The 18312-nt window shown below is 36.9% G+C and carries 16 protein-coding genes; 3 read left to right on the plus strand and 13 right to left on the minus strand.

Annotated features, from left to right (window positions below; genetic code table 11):
* The first annotated feature begins 259 nt into the window (after nucleotides 1-259).
* A complete protein-coding gene (locus AC5YGB_RS04930) occupies nucleotides 260-682 on the plus strand; it encodes a heme-binding protein (protein WP_496136798.1) in 423 nt (140 codons plus the stop codon).
* A gap of 10 nt (nucleotides 683-692) precedes the next feature.
* Here the strand turns inward: AC5YGB_RS04930 and AC5YGB_RS04935 are convergent, their stop codons facing one another.
* The 4 genes from AC5YGB_RS04935 to AC5YGB_RS04950 all read right to left on the minus strand — a co-directional run bounded on the left by AC5YGB_RS04935 (nucleotide 693) and on the right by AC5YGB_RS04950 (nucleotide 5620).
* A complete protein-coding gene (locus tag AC5YGB_RS04935; RefSeq protein ID WP_496136799.1) occupies nucleotides 693-1244 on the minus strand; it encodes a DUF924 family protein in 552 nt (183 codons plus the stop codon).
* A gap of 64 nt (nucleotides 1245-1308) precedes the next feature.
* Nucleotides 1309-3081: a sulfoacetaldehyde acetyltransferase gene (gene xsc / locus AC5YGB_RS04940; RefSeq protein ID WP_496136800.1), complete on the minus strand. Its 1773-nt coding sequence runs from the start codon at nucleotides 3079-3081 to the stop codon at nucleotides 1309-1311.
* A 24-nt stretch (nucleotides 3082-3105) separates the two neighbouring features.
* Nucleotides 3106-4224 (minus strand): alanine dehydrogenase, encoded by a 1119-nt coding sequence (ald, locus tag AC5YGB_RS04945; RefSeq protein WP_496136801.1) that lies wholly within the window; start codon nucleotides 4222-4224, stop codon nucleotides 3106-3108.
* 34 nt (nucleotides 4225-4258) lie between these two features.
* Nucleotides 4259-5620, minus strand: coding sequence for an aminotransferase class III-fold pyridoxal phosphate-dependent enzyme (locus AC5YGB_RS04950; protein WP_496136802.1), 1362 nt, complete (start codon nucleotides 5618-5620; stop codon nucleotides 4259-4261).
* Between the two features lie 115 nt (nucleotides 5621-5735).
* Between AC5YGB_RS04950 and pdxR the strand changes: the two genes are divergently transcribed.
* Together pdxR and AC5YGB_RS04960 are read left to right on the plus strand one after the other, a co-directional pair.
* Nucleotides 5736-7220 carry a MocR-like pyridoxine biosynthesis transcription factor PdxR gene (gene pdxR, locus AC5YGB_RS04955; protein ID WP_496136803.1) on the plus strand — a complete coding sequence of 495 codons (1485 nt, stop codon included), beginning with the start codon at nucleotides 5736-5738 and terminating at the stop codon, nucleotides 7218-7220.
* Nucleotides 7221-7225: 5 nt separating this feature from the next.
* The gene (locus AC5YGB_RS04960; protein WP_496136804.1) at nucleotides 7226-7981 is read left to right on the plus strand and encodes a TSUP family transporter; all 756 of its coding nucleotides are present in this window, start codon (nucleotides 7226-7228) and stop codon (nucleotides 7979-7981) included.
* A gap of 3 nt (nucleotides 7982-7984) precedes the next feature.
* Here AC5YGB_RS04960 and AC5YGB_RS04965 read toward each other — a convergent pair whose 3' ends face one another.
* From AC5YGB_RS04965 to AC5YGB_RS05005, 9 genes are all read right to left on the minus strand, one after another.
* A complete protein-coding gene (locus AC5YGB_RS04965) occupies nucleotides 7985-10453 on the minus strand; it encodes an FAD-dependent oxidoreductase (protein WP_496136805.1) in 2469 nt (822 codons plus the stop codon).
* Between the two features lie 38 nt (nucleotides 10454-10491).
* Nucleotides 10492-11760 (minus strand): ABC transporter permease subunit, encoded by a 1269-nt coding sequence (locus AC5YGB_RS04970; RefSeq protein WP_496136806.1) that lies wholly within the window; start codon nucleotides 11758-11760, stop codon nucleotides 10492-10494.
* The gene (locus tag AC5YGB_RS04975; protein ID WP_020025396.1) at nucleotides 11760-12563 is read right to left on the minus strand and encodes an ABC transporter ATP-binding protein; all 804 of its coding nucleotides are present in this window, start codon (nucleotides 12561-12563) and stop codon (nucleotides 11760-11762) included. The genes AC5YGB_RS04970 and AC5YGB_RS04975 overlap by 1 nt, the downstream gene beginning before the upstream one ends.
* A gap of 114 nt (nucleotides 12564-12677) precedes the next feature.
* Entirely contained in the window at nucleotides 12678-13673 is a 996-nt protein-coding gene (locus AC5YGB_RS04980; protein ID WP_020024405.1) for an ABC transporter substrate-binding protein, read from the minus strand.
* A gap of 298 nt (nucleotides 13674-13971) precedes the next feature.
* Nucleotides 13972-14385 carry a transcription antitermination factor NusB gene (gene nusB / locus AC5YGB_RS04985; protein ID WP_271802791.1) on the minus strand — a complete coding sequence of 138 codons (414 nt, stop codon included), beginning with the start codon at nucleotides 14383-14385 and terminating at the stop codon, nucleotides 13972-13974.
* Nucleotides 14382-14840, minus strand: a complete 459-nt coding sequence (gene ribH, locus AC5YGB_RS04990) for a 6,7-dimethyl-8-ribityllumazine synthase (RefSeq protein WP_496136807.1) — start codon at nucleotides 14838-14840, stop codon at nucleotides 14382-14384. The genes nusB and ribH overlap by 4 nt, the downstream gene beginning before the upstream one ends.
* Nucleotides 14840-15916, minus strand: coding sequence for a 3,4-dihydroxy-2-butanone-4-phosphate synthase (gene ribB / locus AC5YGB_RS04995; RefSeq protein WP_053820028.1), 1077 nt, complete (start codon nucleotides 15914-15916; stop codon nucleotides 14840-14842). The genes ribH and ribB overlap by 1 nt, the downstream gene beginning before the upstream one ends.
* Before the next feature lie 6 nt (nucleotides 15917-15922).
* The gene (locus AC5YGB_RS05000; protein ID WP_496136808.1) at nucleotides 15923-16522 is read right to left on the minus strand and encodes a riboflavin synthase; all 600 of its coding nucleotides are present in this window, start codon (nucleotides 16520-16522) and stop codon (nucleotides 15923-15925) included.
* A 118-nt stretch (nucleotides 16523-16640) separates the two neighbouring features.
* The gene (locus AC5YGB_RS05005) at nucleotides 16641-18227 is read right to left on the minus strand and encodes an ABC-F family ATPase (protein WP_496136809.1); all 1587 of its coding nucleotides are present in this window, start codon (nucleotides 18225-18227) and stop codon (nucleotides 16641-16643) included.
* Between the last annotated feature and the right edge of the window lie 85 nt (nucleotides 18228-18312).

Consider the following 18312-nt stretch of genomic DNA (forward strand, 5'->3'; position numbering starts at 1 on the left):
GAGTTGTCAATTTTTCTTGGAAACGAGTAGTTCTTATCTTCTATGAAACGCTAACTTAAATTAAATATTAAACCGCAATAAATATGTCAGTTGATTTGACCTAAATCACCTTTGATAATTACTAAATCTACTCATTGAAAATGTAGCTATATTATTACGAAAGTGATCAATATAAAGGGGTTTTTATGAGTCATATTATCTATGATAAAGTTAAACAGAGTTTGCAACTAAACGAATTAGCTGCTTTTCGAGTTATATTATGAAACAAGTACTAAAACTTACACTTGAAGATACAAAGAAAATGATGGATGGTGCAATTAATAAAGCAATTGAACTAGGAATAGATATGGATATCGCTATTGTGGACGATGGTGGCCACCTCATGTTATTTACAAGAATGGATAATGCAAAAATTACAAGCATTAATGTCTCTATCGATAAGGCATTTACTGCTGCGGCAGCTAGAAAGGCGACCTTAGATTATGGTAAATCTGTTATTAATCATGGGCCAGCATTTGGTATTCAAACCTCACATCAAGGTCGTTTTTGTGTAGTTGGTGGTGGCCTGCCTCTTTTTGTTAATGGTCAGATTGTTGGTGGGATTGGTTGCAGTTCTGGCAGCTCTGACCAAGATATAGTGGTTTCTCAAGCAGGGATTGACGCAATACTTTCTGTTAAATAAATAATAAGTCCTAACCCTTAAATGCGTTATCAGAAAGAAGATAGTCAAGCTCCTCCATGGTACTCATGCGCCCTAAAATTTCATTTCTATGTGGGAAGCGACCAAATTTTTTAACGAGATCTCTGTGATGCTTTGAAAACTCAAGGTTAAAGTTGTACTTATCAAACAAATAAACTTGTAAATTTTGATGATCAATATTTTCACTATGCATCAATGGCATAAACAGAAACAATAGCTTTTCATCATTGAGCTCCTCATCAAACCCATTGTTGATTGCATTTAAAGCTACTTCAACTGCCATATTCTCTGTTTGAAAGCCTTTTGGATCTGATCTGAACATATTTAGGGGAAGCTGATCCAAAATTACTATAAGAGCAACAGAGCCATCAGCTGTTTCTCTCCACTGACTATATTCTCCTTCAGCAGCTTTTTCCCAAACGCTTTCAAAGCGTACTTTAATTTCGTTGTCTCCTTGGGGAGTTGAAGCAAACCAGAATTGTTTGCTTTTTTCTGAAAACCAATAATCTAAAACATCAGATGGTGTTATCAAATTTTCATTCATTGTATAAAAATTTATTCCCTCAGAGCGCAATAATATACCACTCTGAGGGATTGATAGTTAAGACTTATCTATGAGGAGATTTTTCACCAAAATCTTTATACTTATCAAGGAATCTAACTGGCTTGCTTAACGCGTCTTTTCTGAACGGATCTCCAAGCTCTCTTGAACACATAATTTCAATAATTGTTGTCTTTCTTTCATTCATTTGCATATCTATCGCTTTTTTAAGAGCTGGACCTACATCTTCAAGTTTATCAACTCGTATTCCTTCAGCACCCATTGATTCTGCAATATTAACAAAGTGCTGATCAGTAAGCTCAGCAGCAATAAAACGTCTGTCATAAAAATCTACTTGGTTTTTCTTTTCAGCGCCCCAATGACGATTATGAAAAACAACTGCTGTCACTGGAATATCATGACGCACACAAGTCATAGTTTCAACCATGCTCATTGCCCAAGCACCATCACCTGCGTAAGAAACAGCGGGTCTGTGTTGAGCAGCTGCTTTGGCTCCAATAATTGTTGGAAAGGCATAACCACAGTTTCCAAAACTCATCGCTGCAAAAAAACTACGTGGCTTTTCAAATCTAAGATAGCTGTTTGCTACAGAATTGATATTTCCAATATCAGTAGAGACCATGACATCCTCAGGCATAGCTTTTTCAAGTTCGCGTAGGACTTGTCTTGGATGAAGCCATCCTTCTTCTTTGTTAGCAATCATATCCATACTATAAGAGTCAGTTTCATGAATCCACTCATCAAGCTCGAGTTCCCAAGCTGATTTTTCATCAGCAATTGTTGAGGCTCTTTCAGACTTAGTTGAATCACAGCTCAACGTTTCTGAATTGAGTTTTTGACATAGAACTTCAGCTACAGCTTTCGCATCACCACAGATACCAACATTGATAGGTTTTACTAAACCTAACATTTTGTGGTCAGCATCAATTTGAATAATTTGAGCATCTTTAGGCCAATAATCCATCCCGTGCTGAGGTAGCGTACCAAAAGGACCAAGGCGAGTCCCTAGAGCAATAACCACGTCTGCTTTTGAGATTAACTTCATAGCTGCTTTTGAGCCTTGATAACCTAGTGGACCACACCATAAATCGTGACTCGCGGGGAAAGAATCATTGTGAAGATAACTATTAACGACCGGTGCACCAAGACGTTCCGCTAATGCAGCACATTCTTGAACGCCATCCGCCATAACAACGCCACCACCTGAAACAATAACTGGAAACTTAGCCTTTGCAATTAAAGCAACAGCTTCGTTTAAAGTATCCTCGCCTCCAGATCCTCTATCAATTCTTCTTGGAGTAGGAATTGTAAACTCACCATCTGCATAAAAGTAATCTCTTGGAATGTTTAACTGAGTAGGAGCCATTTCGCTCATAGCTCTATCAAAACAACGACCCGTAAATTCAGCCATCCTCATGGGATTAACAACATGACCTTGGTACTTAGTAAACTCTTGGAACATAGGAAGCTGATTAGCTTCTTGAAAGCCTCCAAGGCCCATGCCCATAGTTCCAGCTTCAGGAGTAACAATAACAACAGGACTATGAGCCCAGTAAGCAGCAGCAATAGCTGTTACGCAGTTGGAGATACCAGGACCGTTCTGACCAATCACTACACCATGTCTACCACTAACTCTTGAGTACCCATCCGCCATATGCGCAGCGCCTTGTTCATGAACTACTGGAATAAATCTGATACCTGCTGGTTCAAAAATATCCATTGCATCCATAAAAGCTGAGCCCATGATGCCGAAGATATCAGTTACATCATTAGCGACCATTGTTTCAACGAAAGCCTCACTTGAGGTCATCTTTGCCATTTCTTTCTCTCCTATTTATATTATTTATTTATTGAGCATATCAAGCGCTGGGACATAATCATATCCCAAATCTTGAGCCACCTCAAGACAGGTTACTTGTCCGCTGTGGACATTCAATCCCGCTCTCAAATGTTCATCATCTAATAAAGCTTGCTTAACGCCTTTATTTGCAATACTCAGCCCAAACGGCAATGTTACATTGTTCAGGGCATAAGTAGATGTCTTTGGAACGCCTCCAGGCATATTTGCCACACAATAATGAACCACATCATCAATAATATAAGTTGGCTCAGCATGTGTTGTTGCTTTCGAAGTTTCAAAGCAACCACCTTGGTCAATTGCAACATCAACAATCACAGATCCAGGCTTCATTGCCTTAATCATCTCTTTAGAAACTAATTTTGGTGCCTCAGCACCTGGGATTAAAACACCACCAATAACCAGGTCTGCCTGAAGCACATACTCTTCAACTGAGCTTTTTGTAGAGAAGACAGTATTTGTGCTTCTTCCAAACTGTTGCCAATGCTGCTCCAGAGTATCAGGATTGTTGTCCAGTACCCAAACATCAGCTCCCATTCCAACAGCCATGTGGGCTGCGTGTGCACCAACAACACCACCACCTAGTATCACAACATTAAGTGGATCAACCCCTGGAACACCACCAAGTAGTGCACCCATGCCACCATTTGGATGCTCTAAAAAGTGAGCGCCAGCTTGGACTGCCATTCTTCCAGCAACCTTTGACATCGGCGCTAATAATGGAAGGCCCCCTCTTGGAGATGTGACTGTTTCATAGGCTATACAAATTGCACCACTTTCTACCAAACCCTTAGTTTGCTCTGGATCTGGAGCGAGATGAAGATAAGTGTATAGAATTTGACCTTCTCTAAGCATTTCAATTTCTTCTGCTTGTGGCTCTTTTACTTTTACAATCATTTCCGCTTTATCAAAAACTTCCTTGGCAGTAGATATGATTTCAGCCCCAGTATCTAAATATTCATCATCACTTGCGCCAATTCCAACACCTGCATTGGTTTGAACTAAAACTTTGTGGCCATGATTAATAAACTCCTTAACACTTCTAGGCGTTAATCCTACTCTGTACTCATGGTTTTTAATTTCTTTTGGAACACCAATAATCATAGTAATTCTCCTATAAATTTATTTATAAAGTTATTTATGTATTTGCTGAAATTGCATTATCAACAGCATTTACAATTAGATCAATTTCATTTTTAGAACATATGAAAGAAGGGCTAAAAAGCAGTACATTGTTATTAAATTCAAAGCTACGATTGGTTCTTCCAATCATTACTTTATTTTTTAAACAATGCCCCGCAATAGCTATTGCAACGCTTTCATGAACTGGCTCTTTAGTTTGCCTATCTTTGACTAGCTCAACACCACAAAACAATCCTTTTCCTCTAACATCTCCAATAATTTCATACTTATCTTGAAGAGCATTCAACTTATCCTTAAGATAGTTACCCATGTTTGTTACGTTTTCAAGGAGATTTTCTTTTTTGATAATATTAACCACCTCAAGCGCTGCTGCTGGACCAGCAGTACAGCCACCGAAAGTAGAAATATCTCTAAAGTAACTATCTGGGTTAGTATGATCTTGCTTGAATCTTTGAAAAATTTCTTCAGATGTAATAGTTACAGATATTGCCGCATATCCAGCCGCCAAACCTTTTGCTGTTGTGACAATGTCAGGCTGCACATCAAAATGCTGATAACCAAACCATTTTCCTGTTCTTCCAAGTCCACAAACTACCTCATCAATGTGTAACAAAACGTCATATTTTTTACAAATCGACTGAATGATTGGGAAATACTCTGGAACTGGAGGAATTACACCGCCACCAGCAGTAATCGGCTCAAGCACAACTGAACCAACAGTATCAGGGTCTTCTTTCAAAATAATATCTTCAAGTACTGTTGCACATTCAATATTACATTCCCCATACTTTTTACCAAACGGACAACGATAGCAACAACAATTAGGCATTTCTACAAAACCAGGCGCAAAAGGCCCATACTGTTTCTTTCTTTGAATTTGAGCCGATGAACTCATAGCTCCAATAGTGGTGCCATGATAGTCACGATCACGAAAAATAATTTTATGTTTTTTTCCATCGTTATCAAAATGTGCTAACTGACGGACCATTTTGTATCCCTTTTCATTCGCCTCAGAGCCTGAGTTTGAATAATAAACGCGATTCATTCCAGGCATAAGAGATGTTATTTCTTGAGCATAATGAGACGCTGGCTCATTTCCAAAGGCACCAGCAAAGTATGGTATTTTTGAAAGTTGATCGGAGACTGTCTTAACCATGTCATCTCTTCCATAGCCGAGGTTAACGGTCCAAACACCTCCAGAGGTGGCGTCTAGATATTCATCACCCTTAGAATCTGTTATGATCATACCTTTTGCTTCAGTCATCACTAAAGGATCGTTCTCTTCAAAAGCTTTATGTTGAGTTAAATGGTGCCAGACGTGATCTTTAGCATTATCTACAACTGTAGTATTTGACATACTCCCTCCTTGTTCAAATTCAGTGCATTTTTTAAGAAACGAATTGTAAAATATAACTGGTCCTGATTTAACATATATATAGAACCAGGAAACTTACAATTAATAGGCCAGAATAATGGATGAAATGTGGAACCAGTTTTTTTCTCTTAGGCATGATAAGCCTCGGACCCTTCAACTTCAAATTCGCCAGCAGTTGATTGATGCAATTACAAATGGTTTAATTGGTCCAAATGAACCCCTCCCATCATCCAGAAATCTCGCAAGTGCTCTTAAAGTTGCAAGAAATACAGTCATTGCAGCCTATAAAGAGTTAGAATTTGATGGCTATATTACTCCTCAAGAAAGGAGAGGGTATTATGTTAATGAGCAGTTTTATGAGAGCTACAATTCAAATGATAGTGAACAGTCAAGTAATGTTGAATCACCTATATGGCATGATAAGTTAATCACAAAAAAACCATCGACCCAAACAAATATTCATAATCCAGAGAACTGGCAAAGTCTCCCCTATTCATTTACTATTGGTCAAATTGACAAAAGTCTAATTCCTTACTACGAATGGAGAGAAGTAGTCAGGCATTCATCGACACTTCCTGAAATTCAAAAATGGAATATAGATCATGTCGACAATGATGACCCCTCTTTAATTAAACAGATTCAATCTAAGGTACTTCCAAAGAGAGGTATTTGGGCAAATAAAGATCAAATTCTAATTACATCAGGAAGTCAGAATGCGATATATATAATCGCCAGCTTACTTACCAAACAAGGCACTGTTGTGGGTATGGAGAACCCAGGATATCCAGATGTCAGAAATATATTTAGCTCAAAAACTGACAATATTGTCCCAATTAGTATTGATAAGGATGGAATTGTCATCAAAGATATTGACCCTAAAACTGATATTATTTTTACGACTCCAAGTCATCAATATCCAACCGGTGTCACTATGAGCATGGATAGACGAAATGAACTTCTATCAGTTGCCAAAGAAAATCAAATGGTTATTATTGAGGATGATTATGAAGCTGAAATTAACTTTCAAAAAAAACCTCATCCTTCATTAAAAAGTCTTGATAAAGATAATAACGTCATCTATGTTGGAAGCTTCTCTAAAGCATTTGCGCCAGGCTTAAGGCTTGGATATATGGTTGCACCAGAGAGCTTCATAAAAGAGGCTAAAGCATTAAGGCGCTTGATGATAAGACACATACCTGCAAACAACCAAAGATCCGTTGCTCTATTTATTGGCTTAGGTCATTACCATAACATGTTTACCAAAATACAAAAAACAAATAAAGAACGATGGGGACTAATTAATGAAAAAATTCATCAAGAGCCACTATTGTCCTGTGCACCAACTCTTGGAGGCTCAACTTTTTGGGTTGAAATTCCTGAATCAGTTGATAGCGATATACTTTGCAAGAGACTTTTAAAAAAAGGTGTTTCAGTAAGATCTGGAAATACATTATTTAATGAGAAAAACCCTCCTTCAAATTTTTTACATCTTGGGTATTCCGCTATAGATACAAACAAGATAAATAAGGGTATGGATATTATCATCAAAGAAATTAAATCTTTGATTTCTAAATCTCACTAAATTTAATGGAAGGTTTCTTTAACTTTGTTCCTGATAATTATTTTTTAATCGTTATAGTTGTTGTTCTTTCTGGTTTTTTAAGAGGGTTCATTGGTTTTGGATCAGGGTTACTTATGATCCCAATCTTATCCTATTTCTACTCTCCAATCTTTGCGATGGTTTTCAATATTGTCATTGAAATCCCGGCAACTATATACTTGACTTTTATTGGCGTTAAGAAATCTAATTTGAAAGAGATAACCCCTATGATGTTAACAATGATGTTGACTATTCCTTTAGGAACAGTATTTTTAGTTTCAATAGATGAACAAATCATAAAAACTTTGATGTCTATCTTATTAATATTTTTTGTTATTCTTATTGGTAGTGGTTGGAGAATTAAATCTACGATAACTAATCATGTTCTCACCCTAGGAGGAGCTATTAGTGGATTAATGCAGGGAGCAACAGGTATGGGAGGTCCACCATATGTAACTGTTCTATTATCTAAGAACGACAGTGATGAAGTTGCACGTGCAAATATTTTAGTTATTACTTCTGGTCTAGTAATAAGCGCTATTATTAGCCTTTACTTTTTTGGTCTATTTACAAAAAATATTCTCTTGACAGGTGCAATAACCGCCCCACTCTATGTTTTTTCTACATATTTAGGCACAAGGTTTTTTAATGTTTCTGGGAATAAATACTATAGAAACTTCTCTCTGATAGCACTTGGAATAGTTGGAGTAGCAACATTAATAGGCGTATTTATGCAAAACTAACTATTAGATTCTAATTTTCTCATTTAGTGGATCATACATTGGCTTGAGAGAAACCTTACACTTCTCAATAACACCTTCTACCTCGACTGAGTAATCAGCGCTCAAGATATCCTCTTGGCTTTCATTAGGTTTGCAGGGTATATAGCCAAGACCAACAGCACTTCCCAGAGTATGGCTATATGTTCCGCTAGTTAAATGACCAACAATTTCCCCATTTTTTAGAATAGGCTCATTATGGTAAAGCATTAAATCTGAATTATTTAATAAAAATTGCATGACTCGCATATCATACCCAACAGTTTTTTTTGATTGAACTGAGTCATAGCCAATAAAGTTGCCATATTTAGAAGGTTTTTTATCAAGCTTTACTGCAAATCCAAGGCCTGCATTAATGACATGATCTTCATCAGTAATATCATGGCCAAAATGTCTATACGCTTTTTCAATTCTGCAGCTATCAACCGTATGCATTCCAATCTGCCTGAGAGAGAACTCTATACCTTTTTCATCAATTAACTCAGCAACATAACTTGAAAATTCAATTGGAAAGTATAGCTCCCATCCTAACTCACCAACATAAGTAATTCTATGAGCTCTAACATTTGCCATGCCTATCTCAATATTTCGAACATTTGCAAATGGAAAGCTTTCGTTGCTCATATCAGTATCTGTAAGGGATTGGAGTAAATCTCTTGAATTTGGGCCCATAATGGCAATACACCCCTCAGAACTTGTTGAATCAAACAATGAGCAGTTAGCGTCTTTTGGCATATTTTTTTGAAGCCAATGCATGTCTCTATTAAGGCACACTGTTCCGCTAACTATAAGATAATCATCAGCCTCTAAACGGGTTACAGTTACATCTGCCTCAATACCACCTTTGTCATTTAGCCACTGAGTGTAAACCATTTTACCAGACTCAACATTAACATCATTAGCACAGACAAGCTGGAGGAAATCCATCGCATCAGAACCCTTAACCCTAATTTTGGCGTATGAAGACATTTCATACATACCTACCGTTTCTCTAATAGCTTGTTGCTCAATTTTGTGAAATTCAAACCAATTTTGTCTGCCCCAAGAATATTCATACTTTGGCTCAACTTTTCCAATCATTTCTTTAGGAACAAACCAATTAGGCCTCTCCCAACCTGCAACCTCTCCATAACAAGCCCCACGTTCTTTAAAGAAATCATAAAGAGGTGTTTTTCTTAGCCCTCTTGCAGTCTCGTACTGGTGGTATGGAAAATGATTTTCATAAAGGTAACCCAGAGTTTCAGTTACTCTGTTGGCTAAATAAGTTTTATTGCTTTGAAAGGACTGATTTCTTCTGATATCAACATCCCATAAGTCACAAGGAGGCTCTTTTGCAATAATCCACTCTGCAAGGTACTTTCCAGCTCCACCGGCAGCCTGAATGCCTATTGAGTTAAATCCTGCTGCTACATAAAAGTTTCCTAATTCTGGAGACTCTCCAATTTGGAAATTGTCATCTGGAGTAAAACTTTCAGGTCCATTAAAAAGAGTTTCAATACCAAGGCTTTCCATTACTGGAACCCTATTCATTGCTAACTCAAGATAAGGCATACAGTGATCTAAATCATCCTGAATTTGATCAAAACAAAAATCATCGGGAATTCCATTTTGAGCCCAAGGTTTAGCATTAGGCTCAAATAAGCCAACCAGAATTTTTCCAGCATCTTCTTTGTAGTATGCTGACTCATCAGGAACTCTTACTACAGGCATATCTCCTAACCCTGGAACTGCTGAAGTTAGAAAATAAAAGTGCTCACATGCATGAAGCGGCACTGAAACACCAGCCATTTTTCCAACTTCTCTGGCCCACATTCCGCCGCAATTAACAACTACTTCAGATTTAATTTCCCCAAACTCAGTTTGAACTCCAGTTGCTTTTCCATTCTCCTTAAGAATTCCAGTGACCTTTACATCCTCAAAAATTTTAACACCTTTATTTTTTGCACCTTTGGCTAAGGCCATTGCAACATTTGCTGGATCAGCTTTTCCATCTTTTGGAATCCACGCACCACCAACTACATCATCAAGATTAAAGAAATTGACTTTATCCCTTAACTCATCAGTCGTTAAAATTTGAACATCTACGCCATGCACTTTTGCAAGCGAGGCATTTCGCTTATATTCAGTAAGCCTTTCTTGATTAGTGGCGAGGCTCACAGAGCCAGTCCGTCTGTAGCCAGTTGCCATACCAGTTTCAGCCTCTAAAGTTTCATAAAGATTGCCTGAATACTTAACCATTTGTGTCAAATTGAGAGAAGAGCGCATTTGGCCAACAAGTCCTGCCGCATGCCATGTGGTTCCAGAGGTAAGTTTTTTACGTTCTAGAAGCACAACATCTGTATAACCAAGTTTAGCGAGATGATAGGCTACCGAGCATCCAACAACTCCCCCTCCAATAATGACAACTTGTGCTTGTTTGGGTAATATTTGGGACATTATTTATTCCAGCAAAAAAAGTAAGAAATTATAAAAAGCTATTTACCTTTCCATGGGACAAGATAATTTTCTGAAAAACGCATTAATATGTCAATTGCATATCCAATAACTCCAATTAGTACAATTCCCATAATAACTAGATCAGTCATCTGAAACTTAGAGGCATTAATAATCATCATGCCAGCACCCTTTTGAGCGGCAACAAGCTCTGCCGCAACAACAGTTCCCCAGCAGACACCCATAGACACTCGGGCACCAGTAAATATCTCTGGCAAACTATTTGGAACAATAACTAATCTCATAATCTGCCACTTAGAAGCGCCTAAGGAGTATGCGGCATGTATTTTAGAAATTTTTACACCAGATACGCCCGCCCTAGCAGAAATTGTCATGATCCAAAGTGAAGCAAGGAATAGCAAGATAATCTTTCCTTGTTCACCAATTCCAAACCAGATGATGACTAATGGAATTAAAGCTAATGGAGGCACTGGTCTCATAAATTCAACTATCGGATCAAACCAACCACGAAACCATCCAGAAAGTCCCATTGCGTAACCTAAAGGAATTCCAACAATAGCTCCAGCCACAAAGCCAACAACAACCCTAAGCAAGGACCAACCTAGATGCTCAAAAAGTGTGAAGTTTTTAAAACCTTCATTATAAACTTTTAATAATCTTGAGCCGACAGCTTCTGGAGCAGGAAGCCAAACAGGCTGCATCTGCCATCCTTGTTCAGGTTTTACACTCAAGGTGCCCTTTGCTGTCATATAGATTCGGGCATTGTCAATAAAAAGCTCAGTACTTGGTGATATCTCTTGGCCATTAATAGCAATCACTTTGTAACCTTTTTCTTTGCCGCCAACATCATTTTTTTGGACTTTTACTAAACCACTTCTGTAAGTAATAATCTGGGCAGTATCGTTTAGAGCAAAACCTGAGCCAGGATCAACTTCTAGCTTATCTGGAATATCTCCAGACTGAACATCATAAACTGTAACTGTAACTTCAGCATCATCAGTTTGTCCTAATGCATTCATTGCAGTGTACTCAAACGAAAGTTCACCAATAAATGGCCCAGGAACATGAACTGGAATATATTTAGAGCCAGTAAACGCAGCCCAAATTGCAAAAATTGCAATAACTGAAATAATGGATGCAGCTCTATTGGGTGATACTGCACTTTCGTCACCAAATGTAACAGTCTTTAAACTTGTAAAATCATCTTTTACGGTTCTAATTGAACTGACTATCTTTACTAAGTAAAAAGCAGCTATGAAAATTAAGATATAAATAATTAAAATAGTCATTAGTTTTCGTCCGCCCTGCCCATAATTTCTTCTTCCATCTCCCAAATAATAGAGAGGATCTCATCTCGAGTTTCAGAATAGCCTTCAGATTTTTTAACCTCTCTTAAGTCCATATTGACTCCCATTTCAGCAAACGGCAACTTGTATTCTTTATGTATTCTTCCTGGTCTTGGAGCAAGAACCAAAAGTCTTTCGCCCAAAAGGACAGCCTCTTCAACTGAGTGAGTAATTAATAAAATTGTTTTTCCTGTTTCCTTCCAAAGTTTTAAAACCAAACCCTGCATTTTTTCTCTTGTTAGTGCGTCAAGAGCGCCTAAGGGCTCATCCATTAAAATGACATCTGGATCATTTGCGAGACATCTCGCCAAAGCGACTCTTTGTTGCATACCGCCCGATAACTCATAAACAGCTTTATCTTCAAAATCAGCTAATCCAACAATTTCTAGAAGGCGCTTAACCTTTTCATCTTGTTCTGCTTTTGGAGTTCCTTTCATACGAGGACCAAAAGCAACATTAGCACGAACATCCATCCACTCAAACAAAGCACCCTGTTGAAAAACCATTCCACGCTCGGCTCCTGGACCTTGAACAGTTTGCCCATTAAGAACGACTTTTCCTTCCGTCGGCGCAAGAAAACCAGCAACGATATTTAATAATGTTGTTTTTCCACAACCTGAGGGACCAAGAACAGTAATAATTTGTCCTGCTTCAATGTCCAAAGATACGTCTTTGAGTGCTTGCACTGAAGAACCATTCTTCAAATCAAACCGCATCGATATATTTTCAATTGATAAACCTTTCAAAGTTAGCTCCGAATTCTTTAAATCATTAAAAAGGTGGCACACTAGAAGTGCGCCACCTTTTGTATAACTAATACATTATTAATAGACTTTAATTAAGCCTAATAACAAAGTACTTTATTGTGCTGCCAATCCTTCTAAACCATCAGTATTAATAGCATTAGCATATGAACCACGAGCACTTGGGATATTTCCGCTATTAACGAATACATCTGCTACACCTTTAAGGAAAGCCGCACCTGAACCACCAAGCCAGTTATCACCAAGTTGGTTAGCAACTGAAGGGAATACAAAAGTAGCCATTGTTTCTGCTGTAGCATCTTCGTCCATACCAGCATCCTTAGCAATATGAGGTAGCATCAATGAAGTAAAACCTCCTGAGTTCCACATCGCGTTAGACGCTGCAGTAACACCTAAGAATGTTTGAAGAACTTCTGCATTTTCATCAGCAAATCCTGCTGGTACAGATGTAACGTCCCAAACTAAAATACCTAGTGCAGTTTTTTCAGCACCAGTTAGAAGCACATTACCATGATCTAGAGCACGACGAAGTGAACCACCCCATCCACAAAACATATCAATACTTCCTTGAGCTAAAGCAGCCGCACCCTCTGGTGGAGCCATATCAACTACTTGCATCGAATCGACTGAAACACCAAAATGCTCCATTTGCTTTAAGAAACCATAGTGAGCAGCTGTTCCAATTGGAACTGACACTTTTTTACCAGCCAATTCTGAAGCATTGCTTGCATCAATTTCTAAACCTGAAGCTACAACACAGTTGTCGTTGTCTGCATAACTTACTGCCACATCAACGATTTGAATGTCTTGGCCAGTTGAAGCTGCCACGATAAATGGAGGAACACCTTGACTCACAGAGATATGAATATCACCAGAAGCCATTGCAGCCGACATTGCTGTACCTGTTCCAAAAGCCTTCCAGTTAACTTTCATTCCTAATGCTTCATCATATGCACCAATTTGCTTTGCATACTCAAAAGGCATTGGCCACTCTTCAAAATAAGCGACATTTAACTCATCTAGAGCCATTACATTGACAGTAGCCATAGCACTGACAATTGTTGCTCCAAGTTTTTTATAAATACTTTTCATTATTTCTCCTAAATTAATATAAATATTATTGTACCATTTCTTTCATAAAAAAAATTTCACCAGGATATTATTTAAACCTGTTAAAAAAATAGATAAATTTTTTATGGCCGAACTGAAATACTACCATGAAAAAAGATAAAATCAATCAATTTTTCAAGATCAGTTTAATTTATTTCAAGAGAGAATAAAAAAAGAACTATAGAACCAGCTTAAGATTTTTTAGTAGTCCATTTGAAAAAATTCATTTTTTACGCTTTGTATAAATTTACAAAAAAACACTCTATTCAAATAAAGCTATTTAAGAAATCTCAAGGGATCTTAGCTCTGGGGCAATTTTATCAAGTGACGAATTAACAAGCTTATATGAACCATCAGCACCATAAAGTTTAGATAATTCGACAGCTTCATTAATAACGACTTTGTAAGGTACCTCGGGCTGGAACTTCAATTCATAAACACCTAAATATAAAATTGCCTTTTCTGTTGGGCCAAGTTCATCAATATCACGATCAAGTGATGGCTTAATAATTTCATCAAGAATAGTTATATTTTTTGGAATGTTTAATAATAAATTTGAGAAAAAAGCTTTTGAAATCTTGCCTTCTTTTTGATTTAAGAATTGCAATTCTATGTCATTAATATTGCCTCCAGAAACTAACCACTGATACAAAGCTTGGACTACTCTCGCTCTTGAACGCTGCTTAGGAGTCACAGTTTTTCTAGTAAATTGATCATTCTAATAATACTTTCTGCAGCCTCAGTGCCTTTATTTTCAGACGTTCCAGAGCGCTCTATAGCCTGCTCAACTGTGTCAACAGTGAGCACACCAAAAGCAATTGGTATTTCATTCTCTAGAGAAATTTTGGATATACCTCTTACGCACTCTCCGGCAACGAATTCAAAGTGAGGAGTCCCGCCCCTAATTACTGCACCTAAAGCTACGATGGCATCATACTTACCAGTACTTGAGGCTTTTTTAAGGGCAAGTGGGATTTCAAAAGCACCTGGAACATAAATAAGATCAATGTCTGATTCTTTAGTTCCACTCTTAAGTAAAGCCTCTTTGGCCCCACTAATTAAATGCTCAACTATAAAAGAATTAAATCGACCTGCAACTAAAGCCACTTTCTTATTGTTAATAGTTAAATCACCCTCAATATTATTCATTACTTCTCCTTAATATTTACGTACTCAGTTATTGTGATACCAAAACCCTCTAGACCTGGCCATTTTCTTGGCTTTCCTAGTGACTTCATATTCGTAACACCCAAGTCAGAAAGAATTTGCGCACCGATTCCAAAAGTTTTTCCATCATCATTACTTCTATAGTCCTGGTTATCTATATTTTCAAGGATAGCCTGATTATCTTGTTTACGTAAAAGTAAGAAGACACCATTTTCAACCTCTGAAATCATGTCTAATGCACTATTAATACTAAAACCTCGATTATTTTCTTGTAAGACATCTTTAAAGATATTCTCCATATGGACTCTGACATATGGCTCAGTTGTTTCATTAATTTTGCCCTTTACAAGGGCAATATGAATATCGTTATGGATTGTATCTAAATATGAAAAAAGTTCAAATTGACCATACTTTGTTTTAAAAGGCCTTTGGCTTATTCTTTCAACTGTTTTTTCATTTTCAACTCTGTAATGAATTAAATCAGCAATATGGCCTACTTTAATACCGTGCTTTTTCCCAAACTTATACAAATCATCGCTTCTAGCCATTGAGCCATCATCATTTAATATTTCCACAATCACTGATGAAGCTTCAAATCCCGCTAAACGAGCTAAGTCGCAGCCCGCCTCAGTGTGGCCAGCACGTATTAAAACACCACCTTGTTGGGCCATTAAAGGAAAAACATGGCCAGGCTGAACGATATCTATTGGCTTAGCATCTTTAGCAACAGCATCTAAAATTGTTTTAGCTCTATCTGCAGCTGAAATTCCTGTAGTGACACCTGATGCAGCTTCAATAGATACTGTAAAGTTTGTAGAATGAAGATCACTATTTTGAGACACCATTAAAGGCAAGTTTAGTTGTTGACAACGCTGCTGAGTCAAAGTAAGACAAATTAAACCTCGTCCATGCGTCGCCATGAAGTTAATATCTTCTTTTGTAACTTTTTCAGATGCAATTAATAAATCACCCTCATTTTCACGATTCTCATCGTCCATAAGAATAATCATTCTTCCTTGCTTATAATCTTCTATAAGTTCCTTTATTGAAGCATTCATAATTGTCTAATCTTTATCTGAAATTTTAAGTTTTTCAACATATCTAGCAATTAGATCAATCTCTAAATTTACATTTGACTCAGTAGAAAGATCTCTTAGCGTAGTTACTGAAAAAGTATGGGGAACTATATTAACATCAAAAATATTATCCTTAACGCTATTGACAGTTAGACTTACTCCATTGATGCATATTGAGCCTTTTTTAGCAATATATTTAATAATTTCGCCCTCAACCAAAATCTTAAAGCGAAAACTATCTCCATCTTTATTAATGGATTGAATTGAACCAACTCCATCAATATGACCACTTACCAAATGCCCATCAATCCCTTGATTAAATCTAAGAGATTTTTCAAGATTAACATCATCACCTTGCGATAAATCTGAAAAAGTTGTGCAATTTATCGTTTCGTTTGAAACATCTGCAGCAAACCATTCACCTGAAATTTGGGTGACTGTTAAACATACCCCATTAACAGCAATACTATCTCCAATCTTAGAATCACTTATATCAAGTGTATTTGAATTGATTTTCAAATTAGCGCCATTATCTGAAGAACGAAACTCTTGAATACTTCCTATAGCTTGAATAATCCCTGTAAACATTTGACAAATATTTTTATAAGTTTGAGTATATTTATATTTAATATATTTCTACTAACTATTTAACCATCAATTAATAGATACAGTAATTAATAGATTTCTATGCAAGCATTAATTTAATTCACACCTGAGTCAACAAGTAATCTTCATAATTTCCTGAATAGTAGTGAGCTCCATCATCTTTAAGCTCGATTACTTTAGTTGATAAAGAAGAAACAAACTCCCTGTCATGACTGACAAATACTAAAGTACCTTTGTAATTGTCCAATGCCAGATTTAGGGCCTCAATAGATTCCATATCCAAGTGGTTTGTTGGCTCATCCATTAACAATATATTTGGCTTTTGCAACATAAGTCTTCCAAAAATCATTCTTCCTTTTTCACCACCTGACAAAGATTTGACAGATTTTTTTACATCTTCCTTTCCAAAAAGCATTTTTCCAAGGACAGATCGCATAACTTGAATATCATCTTTTTCGTTTTTAAATTGTGTCATCCAATCTAAAACATTCATATCCTTCTCAAATTCGTCATTATGGTCTTGAGCATAATATCCAATATTTGAATTTTCACTCCATTTTGTAATTCCACCATCGGGCTCAATTTCACCAAATATGGTTTTAAGCAAAGTGCTCTTTCCAATACCATTTTGTCCAATAATTGCAACCCGTTCACCAGTTTCAATCATGATATTAATATCTTTTAAAACTTGCTCATCTTCAAAGCTTTTATTCAAACCCTGGACTTCTAGTACATTTCTAAATAATTCTTTGTTTTGATTAAAAATAATATATGGACTAACTCTTGAAGAAGGCTTAATATCATCTAATTCAATCTTATTTAGCTGTTTAAGACGAGATGTCGCCTGCTTCGATTTAGAAGCATTCGCAGAAAATCGCGATACAAAATGTTTTAAATCTTTAATTTTTTCTTCCTTTTTAGCATTATCGGAGCGCATCCTTTCTTGAATTGCAGTTGCGGCAACCATAAAATCATCATAACTTCCTGGGAAGACATTTAGTGCGCCATAATCTAGATCAGCCATATGAGTACAGACGCCGTTTAAAAAATGACGATCATGCGAAATAATAACCATAGTTGATTTTCTTGCACTTAAAACCCCTTCAAGCCATCTGATAGAATTTATGTCAAGGTTATTGGTAGGCTCGTCTAATAAAAGAATTTCTGGATCTGAAAACAGAGCTTGCGCTAAAAGAACTCGAAGCTTCCAGCCAGGAGCAATTTCACTCATTAGCCCATAGTGTTGATCTAAAGGTATATCAAGACCTAGAAGTAACTCACTAGCTGATGATTCTGCTGAATAACCATCCATTTCAGCAAATTCCATTTCTAATTCAGCCACCTTTATTCCATCTTCCTCACTCATTTCTGGAAGACCATATATCCTGTCTCTTTCCTCTTTTATCTTCCATAGCTCTTTGTGACCCATGATTACCGTATCTACAACTCGATACTTCTCAAAAGCAAACTGATCCTGCGATAAGACACCAAGTCTTTGGCCTTCTCCAACCAAAACAGAGCCATGGGTGGGCTTTAATTCTCCAGTCAATATTTTCATTAAGGTTGATTTTCCACAACCATTTGCACCAATCAAGCCGTATCTATTACCAGCTTGAAATTTGACTGAAATATTCTCAAATAAAGGCTTTTCACCAAACTGCATGGTGATGTTAGCAGTAGAAATCATTGTTTAAATAAAAATTATAAAAAGACAAGATTATCCCATATAGACTCAAAAATAGCTCATCAATTAAACACATCAATATCTAGTA

This window comes from Candidatus Pseudothioglobus sp. uisw_142, from assembly GCF_059512465.1.

Excerpts from the sequence above, each read along its gene's own strand:
- AC5YGB_RS04930 (WP_496136798.1), top strand. The coding sequence starts at position 260 with ATGAAACAAGTACTAAAACTTACACTTGAAGATACAAAGAAAATGATG.
- AC5YGB_RS04935 (WP_496136799.1), bottom strand. The coding sequence starts at position 1,244 with ATGAATGAAAATTTGATAACACCATCTGATGTTTTAGATTATTGGTTT.
- xsc (WP_496136800.1), bottom strand. The coding sequence starts at position 3,081 with ATGGCAAAGATGACCTCAAGTGAGGCTTTCGTTGAAACAATGGTCGCT.
- ald (WP_496136801.1), bottom strand. The coding sequence starts at position 4,224 with ATGATTATTGGTGTTCCAAAAGAAATTAAAAACCATGAGTACAGAGTA.
- AC5YGB_RS04950 (WP_496136802.1), bottom strand. The coding sequence starts at position 5,620 with ATGTCAAATACTACAGTTGTAGATAATGCTAAAGATCACGTCTGGCAC.
- pdxR (WP_496136803.1), top strand. The coding sequence starts at position 5,736 with ATGGATGAAATGTGGAACCAGTTTTTTTCTCTTAGGCATGATAAGCCT.
- AC5YGB_RS04960 (WP_496136804.1), top strand. The coding sequence starts at position 7,226 with ATGGAAGGTTTCTTTAACTTTGTTCCTGATAATTATTTTTTAATCGTT.
- AC5YGB_RS04965 (WP_496136805.1), bottom strand. The coding sequence starts at position 10,453 with ATGTCCCAAATATTACCCAAACAAGCACAAGTTGTCATTATTGGAGGG.
- AC5YGB_RS04970 (WP_496136806.1), bottom strand. The coding sequence starts at position 11,760 with ATGACTATTTTAATTATTTATATCTTAATTTTCATAGCTGCTTTTTAC.
- AC5YGB_RS04980 (WP_020024405.1), bottom strand. The coding sequence starts at position 13,673 with ATGAAAAGTATTTATAAAAAACTTGGAGCAACAATTGTCAGTGCTATG.
- ribH (WP_496136807.1), bottom strand. The coding sequence starts at position 14,840 with ATGAATAATATTGAGGGTGATTTAACTATTAACAATAAGAAAGTGGCT.
- ribB (WP_053820028.1), bottom strand. The coding sequence starts at position 15,916 with ATGAATGCTTCAATAAAGGAACTTATAGAAGATTATAAGCAAGGAAGA.
- AC5YGB_RS05000 (WP_496136808.1), bottom strand. The coding sequence starts at position 16,522 with ATGTTTACAGGGATTATTCAAGCTATAGGAAGTATTCAAGAGTTTCGT.
- AC5YGB_RS05005 (WP_496136809.1), bottom strand. The coding sequence starts at position 18,227 with ATGATTTCTACTGCTAACATCACCATGCAGTTTGGTGAAAAGCCTTTA.